Consider the following 20,288-nt stretch of genomic DNA (forward strand, 5'->3'; position numbering starts at 1 on the left):
AATCCGGCCGTGCGCCCGCGCACACGCCTGCAGAGATCACCATCCCTGATTCAAACCAGCGAACGCCACACCCGTCAATTTCCTCTGAAATCACACGCGATCTGACCTCCTGATCGCCCTGGACATCAGGACCGGCGATTGCATTGATCCGGCATCGACGCGCCACGCTCGACGGTGAAGAACTGATGTTCTCTCCGAAACAAAACGGCGCGAGTCCAATCTGGAGGCCGCGATGACCCTGAGGCTCATAATTTTCGTCTTGATCGTAATCGGCCTGCTCGTACACCACCCGGAATCCGAAGCCGCCCCTCCAGGCCATCCGGCGCCGCTGCCCTCCGCTGCCGCGGACCATGTGATCTTATTTGTCCTGGAAGGGGTTGACCGGCAATCCTTGAAGACCGGACCGATGCCTGCCCTCTCGCGGCTGGCCAAAGAAGGAGCCGCGACCTGGTCGGCCGGCACGGTCGCCCCCCCACACCGTCTCCCCGCAATGGCCTCGCTCCTCACCGGACTTCCCGTTGGCAAGCACGGCATCACCTGGGACACGTTCGAATTCAGCCGGGGCTATCCGAGACCTCCGACAGTCTTCGACTATCTCGACCTCAGCGGCGGTCGGGACAGCGCCATCTTCTTCATGGACGAGTCGCTCTACCAGCTGGCAAAACCGGAACCCTATACGGATTATCAGGTGTGCGGACCGCTCAAGCCGGAATGCAGCCCGGAACGGCTGGTGTCCTACATCAAGCAGTACGTGAGGAAAGCAGCCAGCGGAGAAGGATACGGCCATGCGATTCTCGGACTGCCGCATTTCCTTGTCGTGCATCTGCCGGATGGGGCTCGTGCCGGCATGGAACACGGCTGGTCCTCAGGGGGCTATCGCACAGCGCTCCGGTCAGTGGATCAGGCCATGAAGTCGGTGCTGGCGATTTTCAAAGACCACGGATTGCTCGCACGCACCACGGTGTTCGTGACGTCGTTGAGCGGAACCGGCGCGGCGCAGGGGGAATCCACCGCGGCCTCATCGCCCGTTCCCTGGATTGCCTCCGGAGCCGGGATCAAGAACGGACATGCGATTCGCCAGCCCGTCTCCATCGTCGATACCGGCGCCACGGTGCTGCGGGCCTTCCGACTTGAGACACATACCGAGTGGGAAAGCCGTGCGGTCGAGGAAATCTTTCGCGACGCGCCCGGCGTCGCCACGACTTCGGCGAAAGGACGATAGGCGCCTATGACTGCATGCATACACAAACGGTCCATCGGGGAAACCCCGGCGCTGGTGGCCGTCATCCTCACCGGCCTGCTGGTCTGTGCCGGCAGGGGGCTTCCGGCACAGGCAGAACAACTCCAGACGGACGAACAGACGTATGCCATTACGATCGATGCGACGGCGATCGTGTCGCAAAGTTGGTGGCACGTGCCAGGCGTGACTCCATCGATCTGGACATCCGATCCGGAAACGTCCGATGCCTTTCGGACGACGGAGACCCGGGTGCTTCACCTGAAACCGGGACCCTACAAATTTATCAGCTTCACATTCGATTTCCCTTTTGAGGTCTCGCAGAAAGGAACGGTCGCCTACCCGCCCTCTCTCGATGAATGTGTGGGCGGCCGAGGAACACCGGTTCTGATCGTGCGCTGCAAACGAACCTACCCGCACGGGGGGAAGACCGACTATTCACTTACTCCATAAGGAACCCATCGAGGCGCTATGCACACACCACGACTGATCGGAAAGTGTCTCCTTGTTTTGCTGGTAGCGATCGGAACGCCCCTGCCTCACAGCGGGCTTGCGTCGGCCGGACAGGCGCGGGGGAAAGCCCGCGCGGACGAATCGGCCCGCCTGGCGTTGCGGTATGCCGAGGCGTTCTCAGCGGGCCGCGCCGAGGACTGGGCGCGCCTCGATTTAGGCTGCCTCAGCCGCATCCGGGGCGCGGCAGCGGGGTCGCAGGAAACCCGGTCACAGATCGCACGCGCCTGCTACGACGACACTATAAACGCCTATCGCGCCATGATCGAAGACACCTCCGAACCGGGCGTGCTCGGACCGACTGCGCGCGGACGCGGCCTCGGCCTGTTGTCAGAAACCCATCGCCATGCCAGCCTCTGGAAGGACTATCCACCCGCGCTCTTCCTGTCGCCCACTGCGGTCCGGTCCAGTCTCAAAACGCCTCCGACGGTCGAACTCCGCACTGTCTCCCCGACACGTCCCATCGCAATCGGTCGGGGAACCGCCGCGCCGACCACAGTCGGCGGCACGCTGGTCGAATTGGCCGTCACCTACCCGGATCCCTTCGCCGCGCCCATCGCCCTGGCGCCCAATGAAGTCTGGTGGGCGAGCGGATCGGCTCGCCGCTACCAGCCGGTCCACAGTGTCGTCATCCGGCTGGTCGTCGCCAGCAACCTGCGCCGCCTCGGCTATGCGGAAGATCGCGCCGTCATCAATGAAGCGCTCCGCGATGCGCCACGGATTCCCGCCACATCCTATGGCATCAACCCGACCGACGCGTCCCTTCAGCCGGAGATCAGAGGGCACTTCGTCCTGGGCTCCGCACGATGGTGGACGCGCGCCCTGGCAGGCGAGCGTTACACCGCCGTACTCAAGCAAGCGGAACTGACGGCGGACAAGCAAGAGAAGCGGGCGCTGTTTGCATCCCTGTTGTTCCTCGATCCAAGCGATCCGTACGTCAACGGCCAGCTGGGCACACTTGAGTTCGAGGCCTTTCTCCGCGAAGGACTGGCCAAGGCCGGGATCGGCGCGCCTGATGACGCCATGAAGCGGCAAGTGGCGGAGCTGTACTGGAATCTGCAGGCACAGACATGGCGCCAGGAATTGACCGACGTCGCCGTCGGACATTCACCGGCAGCGGAAGCCTTTTATGCCGCATTCCAAGCGCTTGAAGCGGCCGTCGGAACCGGAACCGCGTCACCGGATTTACAGCGTCAACTGGGAGTGCTGCACCGGTGGAATAACGATGTGCCGGCGGCCCTCGCGCTCCATGAGTCCCTCTTGCGCGCCACCAGGACAGAGGACCTGCCCGCACGCAGCCGGCTGCTTGCGGACCTCGCCTGGGACCGCATTCAATGGGTCAGCTGGGAGCGGCGCTATGATCATCCCTGGCTGCAGCAGGCTCAGGACGAAGCGCGCCAGGCGATGGAACTGGCCGATACCCCGATCGCGCGATTGGTACCGGCTCAAGCCCTGCTTCTTGGCGAGGCCCTGTCCTTTACCAGAACGCCCGATGGCCTGCAGGCGCGCCTCCAGACCGTGAAAGACCATCACGAGCGCCTGAGCGGCGTAACCGGCTTGTGGCCCTACCTCGTCGGAAACGATGTGGTGAAAGCCCTGGTCCAGGATGGCCAGCGCGTCACCCTCCCCACCCCGGTCCGGGCACCCGATGTGCTCAATGTCGAAGTCCATGCCAAGCCGCCGCAGCAAGATATCGTCTGGCAGTGGAACTTCGAGCAGGACACTCCCGAATCAATGCCGGCAGGATTCGTCGCGCTCAGCACACCCGGAGCGGAAGCCTCAGGCTGGCGCGTGCAGGCTGACCGTCAGCTCCCCGTGGCGAACAAACTGGTCATCCAGGACCGCCCCTGCGGGACCGATGACTGCGCCCATCTCCTGTTGGCCGAGCGCATCCGCACCACCTATCCGGACGCCACCGTGCAGATGGCAGAACTGTCGCCGGGCAGCGGCGGCGAAGCCGGAATCGCGCTGGCGGTACGCGACAGCAAGAACTTCTATTCGGTCACGCTCAATCCCTCCACCGGCAAGCTGACCACCAGGCGCGTCACCGACGGCCGCACGACCGTACTGGGAGACATCACCGTGAAGCTCGCCCCGCGTCCCTGGCACAGCCTGCGGGTTCAACGGATCAACTTCCTGCACCTGGATCGCGGACGCCTGAGCGTGTTTGTCGATGGAGCCCAGGTCGCCGCCGTGGCGGACGAGTGGATCACGCAGGAGGGATCGATCGGACTGATTACAGTGGGGCGGACAGCGGCACAATTCGACGGACTGCATCTGCTCGACCTCGTGTCGAATCGCACGCTCTCCGGACCGGCGGCCTATTGAAGAGGAGTATGCCCGTGCAACACCTGAGAGCGCTGGAAGATCAGAGCGTCTACATTCTTCGTGAAGCCTATAAGCACTTCGACGACCTCGCCATGCTCTGGTCGATGGGCAAGGACTCGACCGTGCTGTTGTGGCTCGCTCGAAAGGCTTTCTTCGGTCACGTTCCCTTTCCGCTCGTGCACATCGATACCGGCTATGAAATCCCGGAGTTGATCGACTATCGCGATCGGCTCGCCAAAGACTGGCACATCGATCTCGTCGTCGGCCAGAACCGCGAGGCACTGGCCGGGGGCATGGGCCCGGACCAGGGCCGTGTCACCTGTTGCACGGCGATGAAGATTGAGGCGCTGAAACAGACTATCGCGAAGCACCAGTGGACGGCGGTCATTCTGGGGATTCGCGCCGACGAGGAAGGCACGCGGGCCAAAGAGCGCTATTTCTCATTGCGGGACAAGCACGGCGAATGGGACTTTCGCGACCAGCCCCCGGAGCTCTGGGATCAATACAACACGACGTTTCCCGCCGGTTCTCATGTGCGCGTGCACCCGCTACTCGACTGGACGGAGCTGAATATCTGGGAGTATCTGGAGCTGGAACGGATTCCCCTCCCCACCTTGTATTTTGACCGAGGCAATGGGACCCGCTATCGCAGCCTGGGATGCGTGCCCTGCACGGGCACAGTGAACTCCTGTGCCACCACTATCCCGCACATCATCACCGAACTGCGCAGCACAACAGTCGCCGAGCGGTCCGGCCGCGCGCAGGATGAAGGGCGCGGGATGGAAACGCTCAGGAAATTGGGCCACATGTAAGCGGCACCTTCTCCGGCACGACCACCCCCGCTACCGTCACCTGCTGCTACCGATCCATACCGTGCGCACTTGCACTCGCGTGCGTCCCTGCACTGCCGAACAGGCTTGCCCATTGCGCATTACACCGCCAAGTGGATCCGGCCTGGTTGTTCTTTCGGGAATTCCCTGCAAACACAGCGCTCTCTCCATCACACACCGATCGGCCTCATTCTTGCTTTGCCATGCAGTCATCACGGGGGAACCATGAACCACATACACCACTACACTGACACCGACCGCATGGAGTTACGCTCGTACGTGAACCTGGCCGGAGAAGTCGTGGCGCGGCTCTGGCCGATGCGAACGTTCATCTCCCGCAACCCGCTGCAGGGACTTGAGCACCTGCCTTTTTCCGAAGCCGTTCAACGGGGGACTGAGCTTTTCGGCGGATCCGGCTACTTGGCACCTCAGCTCTATCGTGAGGCCTATCGTGCAGGACGTATCTCCGACGATGCCATCGACCAGGTACTGACCCCGCTGGCAACTGATGGCCCCGTGGGAGTGGGCAGCCGTACCCTCTCCCACCGTGACGTCCTCCGGGCAGCGCTGGTTCATGATGTCGAGCCCTCGGAGCGCCTCACACAGACGTCATCTCCCGCCCAAGTGGACGAGGAACGAGCGGTGAAGCTGCTGGAATCCTGGATGGAACAAATCCTTCCGACCTATCGTGGGGAAAGAAGCCAGGACCGCATTCACCCCCCCTCCGATGAATGGCCATTTCGCGAAACCATGGCCACCTGGTGCGACCGCACCCTCGGTACCCGCATTGCGGAGCGGATAGACCGCGAGCTGATCAAGTGGTGCGTCGCGTTCTGTGACGAAGGAGAAGCGGCCTGGTCGATGCCTCATCGGGAAGAGACATTTTTCCGGGCCTGGAAACATTCAGCACAATACGACTGGACGCTCTCACTCCTGGGCATCAGGCAGCGAGCGGAAAAGATTCGATCGCTCTCAGACCGCCCGGAAGATGCCTTGCTGCAATCCCTCCACATGATGCGGGTCCCGATCGCCCTCTGGCAGGAATATCTGTCCCTCCATCTGGCGGCCCTGCCCGGCTGGTCGGGCTACATCAAATGGCGCGCCGACCAGACATCGGACCCCTGGCAGGAGGCCTATCGCATTGACCTGGTCAAATATCTCGCTGTCCGCCTGTTCTACGAACGCGAGTTGGTGGCCCTCGCCTGCCCCTCAGCGCTCGGCTGCCCGGGAGACTTCCAGGCCATCCAGGCCTATTCACGCCGTCACCCCCATGCCCTCTGGTTCAGGCGTGTGCTACAGGCAGGACTGGCTCCTACGCAGGCTGTCGCCGAAGCCCGACGGCTCCGCCGCCGGTGGAGGCCGGCGCGGCCCGAGGAATGGGAGCAGACGGGGCAACGGTGGTACGCCCAGCAACAGGACAGCCGGCGGGCCCGTTCGCACCAGGTAAGCACGCAAGCCCTTGCACGCCTTGCCGACGCCCTGGGCATCGCCTCGGAACACGTTACGGGAGCTTCTCCTGACGTGCGCGAGAAACTCACAACGTGGCTGAGCGGGTTCCCTGCCCCTGAGCGAAGCAGGCGATGGCTGGAAGCCGCCGAACGGACCGCCGAACGGACCGTGCTCGCAAGACTGACTCCGGCCGAATCACAAGAGGTGAGGACGGAACTGTCTGCTCCGGCAAGACCGTTGGCGCAGTTTGTCTTCTGCATCGACGTCCGATCTGAAGTCTTCCGTCGCCGACTCGAACAGCGCGGCGGTTATGAAACGTATGGCTTTGCCGGCTTCTTCGGCCTCCCTGTCTCGTACCGGTCTCTGGACGACCCGCACGAGACCGCACTGTGCCCGGTCCTACTGAAACCCAAGCACGTCTTGCGGGAAGTCCCTCGGACCTATGACGGCGGGACGGCCCGGAGGCGCAGAGCGACCGTTTCTACGGTGAAAGCCGGGCAGGAACTCCTGCATGATCTGAAGCATAACGTCATCACCCCGTACGTCATGGTCGAAGCAGTGGGGTGGTTCTTCGGCTGGGCGTTACTGGGGAAAACGCTCTTCCCACGCTGGTATCACCGGATCGCCGCATGGGTCGGACGCACGCTGATGCCGCCCGTCGCCACGTCTCTGACAGTGGATAAGCTCACCACTTCCGAAGCCCATGAGATGGTCGCGGCGGAGCAACGGATGCGAATCTTGCGGTGGCTCAGAACGCACCATCACGTGGAGGGGGCGCTGCTGACGCCGCAACGGCTGGAGAACATCCGGCTGCAGGCCTTGTCCGAGACCCCGCGATCCTCCGTGATCCCGGGGGAACTCGGCCATCTGCTCGTGCTCGGGCCGGCTCGCGAGGCCCAAGTCCTCGAGGATCTCCGTCGCGAATGCCGCATGACGGGACTGGACACCGCGGCACGCATCGACCGCATTACCCGCACCGGGTTCAGTCCCAACGAGCAGGCCTATTACGTGGAAACCTCGCTGAGATTGATGGGACTCACATCATCCTTCTCGCGACTGGTCTTTCTGTGCGGACATGGCAGCACCTCCCACAACAACCCCTACGAATCAGCGCTCGACTGCGGCGCCTGCGGCGGCAGCCAGGGACTGCCCAACGCCCGGGTATTTGCCACGATCGCTAACCGGCCTCAGGTTCGAGAGCTGTTGGCAAAGCGGGGGTTCGTCATTCCCGGCGATACCCATTTTGTCGCGGCGCGCCATGACACGACGACTGACCGTCTCACCGTCGGCGACCTGGAGGACGTGCCCTCTACGCACCGCAAAGAACTGACGCAGGTATTGGAGGACATCGCGATGGCCGGCGCCGAAGCGGCCCTGGAACGGTACGGGAGACTCACCGGCGATAGCATGGAGCCGGTGCAGGACGCGGCGCTCCGTGCGATCGAACGGCGCAGCCTCGACTGGGCTCAAGTCCGTCCGGAATGGGGCCTCGCCGGAAACAGCTGGTTCATTATCGGCAACCGCCACTTGACGACCGGTCACAATCTGGAGGGGCGCGCGTTTCTCCATTCCTATGACCATGGGGCCGATCCGGACGGCAAACTGCTCGAGATCATCATGACGGCGCCGTTAATCGTGGCGCAATGGATCAACAGCGAATACTATTTCTCGACGGTGGCGCCTGACACCTACGGAAGCGGCAGCAAGGTGTATCACAATGTGACCGGCCGTATCGGTGTCATGACCGGCAACCAGAGCGACCTCCGCATGGGGCTCCCTGTTCAGTCGGTGATGAACGGCGCAACGCCCTATCACGATCCGCTCCGTCTCACCGCAATTATCGAGGCGCCGCGGGCGCGAGTGGCTGCCATCATCGCCAGGCAACCGCTTCTGGAGACCCTGTTTCATAATCACTGGCTTCGCCTGATCGTGCTGGAACCTGAGACACGAACATACTACCGATACGACGGCGCGGGAGGCTGGGCCCCGGTCATTCTGGAGCCCGCCGCGCAACTCGTTAGCGTCGGCGCCGGGCAGATGTACGTGTCTCCGGAACAGGCCCTCATGCCTCGTTCAGGATTATAGTTAGCCGCCAGAAGTCACAGCACATTCGGGCTGAAAACGGAGGAACAATGGATTTCTGTACACCACACGATCGAGGAGTCCCTATGAGTCGATTGATGAGTCTGTACCGGAGACCGTGGGGAATGACGGCTTTGTTCATCGCGCTCGGGCTTACCGGAATCCTTCAGGACGTTAGCGCGTCCGCTCAACACCTTATGATCGAACCGCATCACGCGCCCCCCGGCGCGACAGTCGTCGTGAGCGGCAAGGGGTTGGGCTCATTCAAATCCGTCCAGTTCAATAAAGTCACGTTTGCCGGGGTGCCGGCGCTGATCCAGCGCTGGGAATCCGATCTGGTCGAGGTCAAGGTGCCGTTCAAGGCCACGACCGGTCCGGTCGAAATGGTGATCGGGAAGAAGAAACTCTCCGCCGGCACGTTCGCGGTCGTGACGCCGCGCATCGAGTCCATCACGCCCACGGAGGCCGAGCGCGGCACGATGGTGACGATTACCGGCGAGCATTTCGGCGCCACGGCCGGCGCACGCGATCCCAATACGATGTTCGGCGTCAACGACGTGGTCATCGGAGGCGTGGTGGTACGGCCCCGCCGGTGGAAAGACGACACAATCGAAGTGGAGATTCCCACGAATGCGGCGCCCGGCGAGGTCGTGGTGCGGTTGGCCTCCTCCGATCCGCTCCCCGATGGGGCCTGCTGTGCACCGGTGGAGTACCTGGCGAGCAATGCCGTCCCGCTGGCGCTGGTCTCCAGTGTCCGCGTCGATCCGATGAGCGGGCCGATCGGCACGAAGGTGGTGTTATTCGGCCAAGGGTTCGGGACCAAGGGGGCCGAGGATGCCGTGGTGATCGGGACCCACCTCGCGACGATCGCCCAGTGGAAAGATGATGTGATTGTGGCCCACGTGCCCCTGGGCGCGGAGACCGGGCCGCTGGTGCTGAAACGCCAGGGGCGTGAGCGGACGCTTGGGACGTTTACCGTGCATGTGCCCAAGGCTCTGTCCATGACGCCGGCCAGTGCCCCGATCGGGACGCTGCTCCGGATCGATGGCGAGCATTTCGGGTTCTACTCCGAAAGCGGCTCCACACCCTACAGCTTCATGGATTTCAATAAAGGCGAGAATCGTGTCGAGATCGGCGGAGTGCCGGCGGTGATCTACCGGTGGAACGACGACCGGATCGACGTGTGGGTGCCGTTCAGTGTGAAGAGCGGCCCGGTGCGCATCTATCGCAGCGCGACCACGCCGAAGACGGACGGGTCCTGCTGTCAGGAGCGCGGCGAACTCGTCACCGAGGCCGGCACGTTCACCCTGGTCACACCGGTGGTGGAGTCTTACGAGCCGAAGTCCGCCGGGTTAGACGAGCTGGTGACGATCAAGGGCAAGGGGTTCGGGACGTTCTTAAAGACGGCGGAACACACCGGGCTGGAATTGAGTCGGAAGGCCTATAAGCGGCGGCTGGACGTGGAGATCAACGAGCCGGATTCCGGCAGTACGGTCATCTCCAACGTGTCGCGGACGGAAGTGCTCTTCAATGGCGCGGCGGCGCTGGTGCAATCCTGGACCGATACGGAGATCGTGGTGAAGGTGCCCCATCGGAACCTCTATGGGATCGGGAAGCGCGGGGCGTTCTTCGACGACCTTTCGACCGGGCCGTTGGTGGTCCGGCGAGGCTCGTGGGATGTGTTGCCGGACGGGACCTGCTGCACGCAGAAGCAATGGCTGACCATTGAAGCCGGGCAGTTTACGATCGAGGCGAAGGGTCTGCCGGACGCCGGCTATTGGAATAACAATCGGCCGGATGCCAGCACCAGTCAATAAAGCACACCGTGGGGTGAAAGGCGAAAGGAGGGAGGGTCATACGGTTGAACGGTGACACAATCAGTGCGCTGATGCAACATCCACTCACCCCCTCTTGGTCATCATAATGGCGGCTGCTCAAGTACTGCCCGCATCGAATCCTGAGTCCCTTCGGCTGGCCGCCGGCGTGATCCGGAACGGCGGTCTTGTCGCATTCCCGACCGAAACGGTATACGGGCTCGGGTGCGATGCTCTGAATCCCGATGCAGTAACGCGTATCTTCGAGGCCAAGCAACGGCCATCGTTCGATCCTCTTATCGTGCACATTGCCGATCGATCGGCGCTGGAGACGCTGATCCCGCTCCTGTCGACGCGCGAGCGCCGGCTCATGGAGGCGTTCTGGCCCGGCCCGCTGACGCTCGTCCTACCGAAGCACGCGCGGGTTCCCGATCTCGTGACGGCGGGTCTCCCCACCGTTGCAGTCCGGATGCCTTCTCATCCGGTCGCACAGACGCTGATCCGGGAAGCGGGTGTCCCGATTGCCGCACCCAGCGCCAACCCGTTCGGCTACGTCAGTCCGACATGCGCGCAACATGTCGTGGATGGGCTCGGCGATCGCGTCGACCTGATTCTCGACGGAGGGCCGTGCCCGATTGGTGTCGAGTCCACCATCGTATCGATGGGCGGAACCTGGCCGGAACTCCTCCGCCCGGGGAGTATTACGATCGCAGCGCTCCGAAAAGTCATTGGCCCGGTCGTGCGAGCAACGCCCAACCAGACCCTGACAGCGCCGGGCCACCTCCCCCGCCATTATGCAACCCTCACCCCGATGACTATTCTTGCCGATCCCGGAATCGAACTCATGGCGCCTGACCATGAACGCGTTGGCCTGCTCGCCATATCGCAGCCGAATCACAGGGACGACAGACTCTCTGCCATCGAAGTGCTCTCGGCGACCGGCGATTTGCGGGAGGCCGCGCGGAATTTATTCGCGGCTTTGCGCCGTCTGGATGCACTAGGCCTCGACCGCCTGTACGCCGAGTCCTGCGACGAGCGAGGCCTGGGACTGGCGATCATGGACCGGCTGCGACGCTGTGCAACACCCGCCAACTAACGCTTGTATCAGCAGGGCACAGTGAACAGCTTGTTCTGTCACTGAGGCCTTACCCTCCCCGACAGATGCACCGCTGCCATCGGCGCCGTCACTCTCGGCTCTTGAATGTCGGCCGTTCCCACCGTCTCACGACGAGTCTTTTCGAGCATCACCGCACAGCCCACCGTGCAGTCAGTGTGTAGATGCACGGGTATTCCCTTGCCTACTGGACAACGGGCACGCCATGCGAACTCCCGATCCTTCTGAACCATGCAATTGCTGAGTACATTCGGCCATCCGTTCGCTGCGCAGCCATCAGTCATTCTGGAATCTGATTTGCAATCATGACCCGTCAAGGGAACGGATGGTCCGATTGCCCTTGCTGCTTAAGGGAGGTTCATCAATGGGTACACAGCATGTCGTGACGATGTTACCGGGAGAAGGCACCGGCCCGGAAATTTGCGAAGCGGTGCGGCTGGTCATCGATGCCAGCGGGGTCAACATCAAGTGGGAGTACGAAGACATCGGGCTCGACTGTCTCGACAAGTATGGCACCCTCTTGCCGGACAAAACGATTCAAAACATCGCGAAGAACAAAGTCGCGCTGAAGGGCCCTACGACGACGCCGATTGGAACCGGTCACAAGAGCGCGAACGTGACACTCCGCAAAGTCTTCGATCTCTACGCCAATGTGCGTCCGGCCAAGTTGATCCCGGTGCTCAAGCGGCCCTGGGATAAGATCGACATCATCAATTTCCGCGAGAACACCGAAGACTGCTATGCCGCCATCGAGCACATGGTCTCCGACGAAGTCGCGCAATGTCTGAAAGTCATTACCTGGCCTGGCTCCTATCGCATTGCGGACTTTGCGTTTAAGTGGGCCAAGGCCAACGGGCGCAAGAAGATCTACTGCGTCCACAAGGCCAACATCATGAAGATGACCGACGGCCTCTTTCTCGATGCCTTCCGTGAGGTCGCCAAAAAGTATCCGGACATCGAGTCCGGCGACATCATCGTGGATAACTGCTGCATGCAGCTGGTGAGAAATCCGGCTCAGTTCGACTGCCTGGTGCTGCCGAATCTGTACGGCGACATTCTGACGGACCTCTGCGCCGGACTGGTGGGAGGTTTGGGATTTGCGCCGGGCGCCAACGTCGGCGACGGCTGCGCGATCTTCGAGGCGGTACACGGCTCAGCGCCGAAGTACGCCGGCATGAAGAAGGTCAATCCCTCGGCCGTGCTGGTCTCCGGCATCATGATGCTCCGCTGGTTAAAGGAAGAGGCCGCCGCCAGCCGTATCGAAAAAGCCATGTTCGCCGTGCTCGACGAGCGGAAGCACGTGACGTACGACGTCGGCGGAACGGCGACAACCGACGAATATGCCCAAGCCATCGTCGACAAGATGCATGCGAAGGCCTGAGCGCACGAGGACTGACTGAACAAGGAGAAAGCCAATGCCCACATTTACAGAAGTCGCTAAATCGACGAAGAAGAAGAAAGAGATCAAATTGGTCGGGATCGATATGTATATCATTACCGAGAACGGCATCCCGAAGTTCGATGACATTGGGGCGTTTAAGTGTGAGTTCATTTCCAACCGGGGCACGAAAGTCTGGCCGGGATTTGTCAGCCCCGACTTGCTGCAGGTCAATTGGTACCGCTGCCGCTTCATGGCGACCAAAGACGTGCAGGACGCGGATGTCAATGCATTCCTGGACGCGCTGACCAAGAAGGGCTGGTGGTGGTCGGCGGCTCAGAAGTTATGGAACTACGACGGCGAGCCTGGATTCAGCAAAGCCTACTGACCATAGCCTGACAAGCGCTGCTGCGGCGGCACACAGCCTTCGCAGCAGCGCCTCGGCGAAAGCCCAACCCGGCAGTTGGAAAGGAGGGTGCGATGATCGACCTGGCACTCCTCAACGGCCCAGCCACAGACATGGACGTCCGGCCGTTCCAGCGAAAGACAACGCACGCCTCACTCCCGATGTCGCAGGAGACTCACCCATGGGTCTTATCCCCTGAGCAGGACGCTTTTGTGCGTGACCGGTTCAGCATCACACTGGAAGATCCCGACACGGGCCGTCGAATCAAATGAGTGACGGAGCACTGACATGATCCCCTCTGCACCACAATCCAGGGCGGATATGGAATACCAGGTGATGCTGACGGTTCTGAACTTCCATCGGGACTACCTTCATCTGCACTATTCCCGTGCCAAGATTCATTTGTCCGACAACGTGATTGAAGTTACACTGGCCCCTCGTAACCCAATCCCGGCGGAACAACTCCTTGCCCGATCCTCAGAAGGCAGAGTCGAATTGCAGCAGATGCACGCAGCCGCGTTCCACTCGGGTCAGACCCTGCTAGGAAATGAACTCCAGCGTATTCTCGGCGTGGTGGTCGATAGCTTCGCCACCCGGCTCGATGCCGAGTCCGGAATCAATACAGTCAGCATTCGGCTCGCCAAGGGCCTCGATATAGTACTGCCGCCCGCATCCAGCAGCGAATTAGAGAGCGAGCATCTGGCATGACTTGGGTCTATGCGCTGGCAGCGACCATCACGTCGACCGCAACGGTGACCCAGTACCGTTCCCCGCACGCACTGACCAAGTCCCACTCCTTCTGCAAACGACTCGCTCTCTGACCGGCTGAACCCTGGACAGACGACATCGCGTTTTTCCCCTCCGTCCTCCCCGCGCGAAGCGGCCGTTCCTTGCTGCCTGCAATGGCGTGTGTTAGGTTTTAGCCATCAAAGGAGTGCCTGCGTGGGAAGGTTGCCCAACCAACAGTCGTGGTCGCACATCATGCTGCGAGCCTGGATCATCATCTGGCTCCTAGCCGTTCCCTTGTTCCACGTACATCCGGAAGCGGACCATCACCACGGTGACGCGGGCCATGTCCATGGCGGGACCGTGCATACAGTCTTCTCCCCCGACCTGGAGGGTGAATTCGGCAATTACCAGGACACGACCGTTGCCGTCCACCAGCGGCCTGCAAGTCAGGTCATCGTCTCCGGGCATCATGCTTCGGACTATACCGAACTCGGATTTTCCTTCGTCAGCGATTCGACCGATCGAAACCTCCCCAAGCCGCTTGTCACCTCTGTGTTCCTTATTGAGCCTCCCGCTCACCTGGCGTTGACCGCGATCCGCTCAGTGATCCAGGACCTGACGTTTTCTCATTCGCTCCCCCTCCTCACTCGCAACATCCCGTCGCGCGCGCCGCCATCCCTGCTCGTCTAGCGTTCACTGTTCATAACCTATCGTGACATAGTCGCAGGTATGTCCGTGAAGGCAGATCGTCATCTTGCCGGCACTCGAACATCCTGGCGAAGCAGAGGAGGCTCCTGATGAGTCCTCGGATATTCTCATTGGTCTTCATCCTGTGCTGCATGGTGGAGCCCAGTCCAAGCGGCGTGACCGCATGGGCTGGCGAGTCCGCGACACCCACCTACTCTTTGACCGACATCCTGGCGCTGGCTGTGGAGCACAGCCCGACACTGGCTGGCGCAGAAGGGCTGGTGAAGCAAAGTCATGGTCAACGGATTACGGCGGGCGCCTATCCAAATCCGTCTATCTCGGGCAGTGCCGGCCCCGGCGCCATTCGGGACCCGAGCACCGGTGTGCGCATCACCGAACGGACAATCTCTGTCGAACAGCCGCTTGAATGGCCGGGAAAACGGCAGGCGCGTCAGGAAGCGGCCAATGCAGGAGTCGCCGAGGCGAGTGCCGCGCTGGAAGCCACCCGCCTGGCTCTCCTCGCCGATGTCAAAGTGGCATTTTACTCAGTGCTGTTTGCCCAACGCGACGCCGAACTCGCCATACAAAACGTGGCGATGGTCGAAGAGGTGTTGCGCACGGTAAAAGCCCGAGTCGCAGCCGGCGAAGCCACCTCCTTCGATACAATGAAAGCCGGCGTCGAGGTGCAGAAGGCCCAGAAGGAAGTCGCCCGTGCATACAATGCCCTCTTGGTGGCCAAGACCCGGCTGAATACGCTCACCGCCGGGTCACTCGGCAAACAGTTCTCGATCCAAGGAGACTTCCTGCCTCCCCGGCAAGGGTTGGATGTAGAACGGCTGACTGCCCAGGCTTTTGAGCAACATCCCGCCCTCAGACGTGTGGCCAAGCTCGCGGAACAGGCTGAGCATACCGTGCGACTTGAGCGGGAATCCCGTGTGCCCAACATCAGCGTGCAAGGCAACTATCACCGGGAGGCGGGCGATGAATCGCTGACCGCCGGCCTGAGTGTGCCGCTTCCTCTCTGGTATCGGCGGCAAGGTGAGATCGAGACGGCCCTGGGCGCGAAGTATCGGGCGGATGCTGAGCGGCTGCGGGCCAAAAACGAGTTGGAACAGGCCATCACACAACATGCGCAAGAGGTTCGAACCGCGCAGGACCAACTTCAGGTCTTCGAGACCGGCTTATTAAAACAAGCCGAACAGACCTTGACCGTCGCGCGCACCAGTTTTCGACAAGGCGCGGCAAGCCTGCTGGACGTGCTGGATGCCCAGCGCGTCTATCGACAGACGCTGCTGGAATATGCCCAAGTACGCGCGGATCTCTCGATCGCCTTAGTCCGGCTGGAACGATCCCTTGGTGCACCGTTATGAGCGCACGACGGTTGGCAGCGAGTAAGACAGGAGCATGCCAATGATACGAAGAACTATGCCAACCGGGATGATCATTGCAGCCATGCTGCTGCTTGCAGGCTGCGGCGACCGTGGCACAGAACCACCCGCACATCCTCCCGCGGCAGCACGCCAGCCGGACCAGACCGGCCCTCGTTCGATCCAGCCTCCACAGGTGGTCCGGGATCGCCTGCGAACGGAACCGGTCACGCAGCATTCGATTCCTGAGCTCGTCACGGCTCCCGGAGAAGTGGCGTTGGATCTGAAGTTGGTGGCCAAAATCACCTCGCGCATCGCAGGACAAATTGAACACATTCACGTGCAATTGGGCGATCGCGTCAGGCCCGGTCAACCGCTCGCGGCCATCGGCAGCTTGCAGCTCGATCAATTGGTGGAAGAATACCTTGTCGGGAAAGCGCAGGCCGATGTAGCCGAAAACAGCTTCCGACGGACTGAAAAACTGCGCACGGACGACATCGTGCCCGAGCGAAAGCTTATTGAAGACAAGGGCCGATACCTGGAAACGAAGGCACGCTACCAGCACGTGCGTGAGAAACTGCTGGCTATGGGGCTGTCGAAGGCGGAGCTCGCCGGGCTCGAACGCGGCGGGCATGAGGAAGGCCATCATTATACGCTGACCTCCCCCATCGTCGGCACCGTGGTGGCACAGAATGCTGTGCGCGGACAAGGGGTGGCACCGGGAGAGGAATTGTTCGAAGTCGTCGATACCAGCCGTGTGTGGGTCTTCGCCAATCTGCCGATCGAGCAGGCGCGAAAATTCAAAGAAGGAGACCAGGGGACGATCACACCCAAAGGAGCCGAGGCGGTAACCGCGCCGCTCACCTACATCGCGCCCATGGCCGACGAAACCACCCGAACCATTCATGTCCGCTTTGAGGTCACGAACGCTCAAGGACAACTGAAGCCACGGGAATATGTGGATGTGACCCTCACGCTGCCAGGATCACCGGTACTTGCAATCCCGGTGTCAGCCGTCACCACCGTGGGACAAGTCCGAGGAGCATTCATTGAACGGGAATCTTCCTATACCTTTGTGCCGGTCGATTTCGGTCGAGAAGGCGAAGGCTGGGTCGAGATCCGGAATGGATTGAAAGAAAACGATCGCGTTGTGACCGAAGGCGTCTTCGATCTAAAAAACGTGCAGCTGAAAGAACATATCGGAACCGGTGAATGAGGCCCTGATGGACCGCTTGCTGACCCTTTCACTGCGGTATCGATTCTTTACCCTCGTGGCCATCATCATGGTCATCGCGGCGGGCCTCTGGTCCTTTGCGCACCTCACGATCGATGCCGTCCCGGACCTGACGCCCGTGCAGGTACAAATCCTCACCCGCGCCCCGTCCCTGGGACCGGTTGAGATCGAGCAGTTCGTGACGTTCCCCATCGAAGCCTCATTGAACGGATTGCCCGCCTTGCGGGAACTGCGCTCCGTGTCGCGATACGGCCTCTCGGCGGTGACCGCCATTTTCGAGGACAGTACCGACATCTACCGGGCCCGACAACTCGTGGCTGAACGGTTAGCCCGCGCAGTGGAACGGATTCCCACCGAGTATGGCCGTCCTATCATGGGGCCGCTGACGACCGGGCTGGGAGAAGTCTATCAGTTTACGCTCAAAGGACCTGGCTATAGTCCCATGGCCTTGCGCACCCTGCTGGAATGGGACATCGGCATGAAACTGCGGGCGGTCCCCGGAGTGGTGGAGGTCAATATCTGGGGAGGCGAGCCGCAGCAATTTCACGTCATCGTGGACCCAACGAAGCTGCTCTCTTTGAAATTATCGCTCAAGCAGATCTTCGACGCGTTAGAACGCAACAATGCGCTCGCCGGAGGAGGCTACATCGAACACCAGCGCGAACAACTCTTGATTCGAGGGGAAGCGCTGGTAACCCAGGTGAGCGATCTGGCTCGTATCGTGGTTGCCCATGGATCGGGCGGCGTCCCGATCTACATTGCCGATGTGGCGGAGGTCAAAGAGGCCTCGGCGCTCCGCATCGGCGCCGCCACGGCCATGGGGGACGGCGAGACCGTGATCGGCATGGTCCAGATGCTCGCCGGCGAGAATGCCCAGCGCGTTGTCACGCAGGTGAAGGTGCGGGTGCAGGAGATCCAGAAGACGTTGCCCCCTGGCGTCGTGATCGAGCCCTACTACGATCGCACGCTCTTTGTGTCCAAGGTGATCGGAACCGTGCGGAATAATCTTCTGGAAGGCGGCTTGCTGGTCATCGCCGTCCTCTTTCTCTTTCTTGGCGATCTGCGGGCGGGTCTCATCGTCGCATCAGCCATTCCGCTCTCCATGCTCATCGCCTTCACCGGCATGATGCAGGCAGGACTCTCCGGCAATCTCATGAGCCTGGGCGCCATCGACTTCGGCTTATTGGTCGATGGCTCGGTCGTCATGGTGGACAACATCCTGCGACGGTTGGCAAAAGCCAAAAACCAGAATCGGGAGGACCGCTTGGCGGTGGTATTGGCGGCCGGACGCGAAGTCTTGCGCCCCATGACGTTTGCCGTGGGTATTATCATTCTGGTGTATGTGCCCATCCTCACGCTCACCGGCATCGAAGGGAAAATGTTCCGCCCGATGGCGTCCACGGTCATCATGGCCCTCGCCGGATCGCTGCTGCTTGCCGTCACCGTCACACCGCTCCTCTCCTTCTGGTTTGCACGGGCCAGTGCAGTCCATGAGGAGACGCGTTTGATTCGGATCATGCGCGGCCTCTATGCCCCCTGCCTTCGCTGGGCACTGGCACGACCGGTCTGGCCGGTCACGATCGCGGTGGGACTGTTCCTCCTCAGTCTCGGCCTCGGAACCAGGCTGGGTGTCGAGTTTGTGCCCCGGCTGGACGAAGGTGATCTCGCCGTACAAGTCTGGCGGCTGCCGAGCGTCTCGCTGAGCGAGTCCGTGGCAACCGCGCTCGAGATCGAGCGAGTGCTCCGCCGCTTCCCCGAAGTCACACAAGTGGTCACCAGAACCGGCAGCCCCGAAGTCGCCACCGATGTCATGGGGGTGGACATGTCCGACGTGTTCGTCATCCTAAAACCGCAACGGGAATGGACCACGGCTCACGACCGTGATTCGTTGATCGCCGCCATGAGAGAGGCCATCACCGGCACGGTTCCAGGCGTCGGTCTGAGCTTTACCCAGCCGATCGAGATGCGGTTCAACGAATTGATCGCCGGTGTCCGGTCGGATCTCGCCGTGAAGATCTTCGGTCCGGACCTGGACCTGCTCAAACAGCAAGCCGACATCGTTGCCCGAACATTGGAACAGGTACAGGGTGCAGCGGATGTGAAAGTCGAGCAGATAGCCGGCCTGCCGCTCCTTCGCATCATCGTGAACCGTGAGGAGATCGCCCGATACGGGCTCACGGCTGACGAGGTGCTGACCCTCGTCCGGACGACACGGGTGGGCGCGGTGGTTGGAACAGTCGTGCAAGGCCCTCGACGGTTCGAACTAGTGGTTCGCTTAGCGGAGAGCGCATCACGCGATCCGGCCACCTTAGGCAATCTGCTCATCCCGACGATGCATGGAGAACTCGTCCCCCTGTCGCGTGTCACAACAATCCGGGTGGATTCAGGACCGGCTCAGGTGAGCCGCGAGCACGTCCAGCGCAGGATTGTGGTGGAGTGCAATATTCGAGGCCGCGATCTGGGCAGTTTCATGACCGACGCTCAGCGTGCCGTGGCGCAAGCGGTTACGCTTCCTTCCGGCTACGAACTGACCTGGGGCGGACAATTCGAGCACCTCAAGGAGGCATCGCAACGGTTGGCCATCGTAGTCCCGATCACACTGCTGCTTATCCTGGGGGTCTTAACCGTCATTTTCGGCGCGATTCGCCCGGCGCTCCTGATCTTCTTGAATGTCCCGCTCGCCTTATCGGGCGGCATTCTCGCTCTCTGGGCTCGTGGATTACCGCTGAGCATATCCGCCGTCATCGGCTTCATTGCGCTCTTCGGCATCGCCGTGCTGAACGGCGTGGTACTCGTGAGTCATATCAGGCAACTGGAAGCAGAGGGGCGCTCGACAGACCAGGCCGTCACCGAAGGCGCGATGGATCGGCTGCGGCCGGTGCTGATGACGGCGCTGGTCGCCAGCCTGGGATTTGTGCCGATGGCGCTCGCCACCAGCATGGGCGCAGAAGTGCAGCGGCCGCTGGCCACAGTGGTGATCGGAGGGCTGCTCACCTCCACCACCCTCACGCTACTGGTCATCCCTGCCGTCTATCGCAGATTTGCGCAGTATGGCAGAACAGCGCCTGACTCCCATGACGAAACAATAGCGTCAGAGGAAGCCACCGTATAATTCTATTCTTG

General features: G+C 61.5%; 14 protein-coding genes. All 14 read left to right on the forward strand.

Annotated features, from left to right (window positions below; translation table 11 throughout):
- Positions 1-232 precede the first annotated feature (232 nt).
- The 14 genes from ACO9S2_RS01625 (at position 233) to ACO9S2_RS01690 (ending at position 20,277) form a co-directional block, all read left to right on the forward strand.
- On the forward strand, positions 233-1,222 hold the full coding sequence (locus ACO9S2_RS01625) for an alkaline phosphatase family protein (RefSeq protein ID WP_423720033.1): 990 nt from the start codon (positions 233-235) through the stop codon (positions 1,220-1,222).
- 6 nt (positions 1,223-1,228) lie between these two features.
- The gene (locus ACO9S2_RS01630) at positions 1,229-1,690 is read left to right on the forward strand and encodes a hypothetical protein (protein ID WP_423720034.1); all 462 of its coding nucleotides are present in this window, start codon (positions 1,229-1,231) and stop codon (positions 1,688-1,690) included.
- Positions 1,691-1,708: 18 nt separating this feature from the next.
- Positions 1,709-4,075, forward strand: coding sequence for a hypothetical protein (locus ACO9S2_RS01635; protein ID WP_423720035.1), 2,367 nt, complete (start codon positions 1,709-1,711; stop codon positions 4,073-4,075).
- Between the two features lie 14 nt (positions 4,076-4,089).
- The gene (gene cysD, locus ACO9S2_RS01640) at positions 4,090-4,887 is read left to right on the forward strand and encodes a sulfate adenylyltransferase subunit CysD (protein ID WP_423720037.1); all 798 of its coding nucleotides are present in this window, start codon (positions 4,090-4,092) and stop codon (positions 4,885-4,887) included.
- Positions 4,888-5,130: 243 nt separating this feature from the next.
- Positions 5,131-8,439, forward strand: coding sequence for a DUF2309 domain-containing protein (locus tag ACO9S2_RS01645; RefSeq protein WP_423720038.1), 3,309 nt, complete (start codon positions 5,131-5,133; stop codon positions 8,437-8,439).
- A gap of 83 nt (positions 8,440-8,522) precedes the next feature.
- Positions 8,523-10,253: an IPT/TIG domain-containing protein gene (locus ACO9S2_RS01650; RefSeq protein WP_423720039.1), complete on the forward strand. Its 1,731-nt coding sequence runs from the start codon at positions 8,523-8,525 to the stop codon at positions 10,251-10,253.
- A gap of 106 nt (positions 10,254-10,359) precedes the next feature.
- Positions 10,360-11,346: an L-threonylcarbamoyladenylate synthase gene (locus ACO9S2_RS01655; RefSeq protein ID WP_423720040.1), complete on the forward strand. Its 987-nt coding sequence runs from the start codon at positions 10,360-10,362 to the stop codon at positions 11,344-11,346.
- A 382-nt stretch (positions 11,347-11,728) separates the two neighbouring features.
- Positions 11,729-12,745 (forward strand): isocitrate/isopropylmalate dehydrogenase family protein, encoded by a 1,017-nt coding sequence (locus tag ACO9S2_RS01660; RefSeq protein WP_423720042.1) that lies wholly within the window; start codon positions 11,729-11,731, stop codon positions 12,743-12,745.
- Between the two features lie 34 nt (positions 12,746-12,779).
- Positions 12,780-13,130 carry an isocitrate dehydrogenase gene (locus ACO9S2_RS01665; RefSeq protein ID WP_423720044.1) on the forward strand — a complete coding sequence of 117 codons (351 nt, stop codon included), beginning with the start codon at positions 12,780-12,782 and terminating at the stop codon, positions 13,128-13,130.
- Between the two features lie 306 nt (positions 13,131-13,436).
- A complete protein-coding gene (locus tag ACO9S2_RS01670) occupies positions 13,437-13,856 on the forward strand; it encodes a Na-translocating system protein MpsC family protein (protein ID WP_423720045.1) in 420 nt (139 codons plus the stop codon).
- 234 nt (positions 13,857-14,090) lie between these two features.
- A complete protein-coding gene (locus tag ACO9S2_RS01675) occupies positions 14,091-14,567 on the forward strand; it encodes a hypothetical protein (RefSeq protein WP_423720047.1) in 477 nt (158 codons plus the stop codon).
- A gap of 107 nt (positions 14,568-14,674) precedes the next feature.
- Positions 14,675-15,934 (forward strand): TolC family protein, encoded by a 1,260-nt coding sequence (locus ACO9S2_RS01680; protein WP_423720048.1) that lies wholly within the window; start codon positions 14,675-14,677, stop codon positions 15,932-15,934.
- A gap of 40 nt (positions 15,935-15,974) precedes the next feature.
- Complete coding sequence (locus ACO9S2_RS01685; protein ID WP_423720049.1) at positions 15,975-17,147, forward strand: efflux RND transporter periplasmic adaptor subunit; 1,173 nt, start codon at positions 15,975-15,977, stop codon at positions 17,145-17,147.
- Between the two features lie 7 nt (positions 17,148-17,154).
- Complete coding sequence (locus tag ACO9S2_RS01690) at positions 17,155-20,277, forward strand: efflux RND transporter permease subunit (RefSeq protein ID WP_423720051.1); 3,123 nt, start codon at positions 17,155-17,157, stop codon at positions 20,275-20,277.
- Positions 20,278-20,288: the final 11 nt, after the last annotated feature.

The sequence above is a fragment of the Nitrospira sp. NS4 genome (assembly GCF_049546785.1).
Lineage (GTDB): Bacteria > Nitrospirota > Nitrospiria > Nitrospirales > Nitrospiraceae > Nitrospira_D.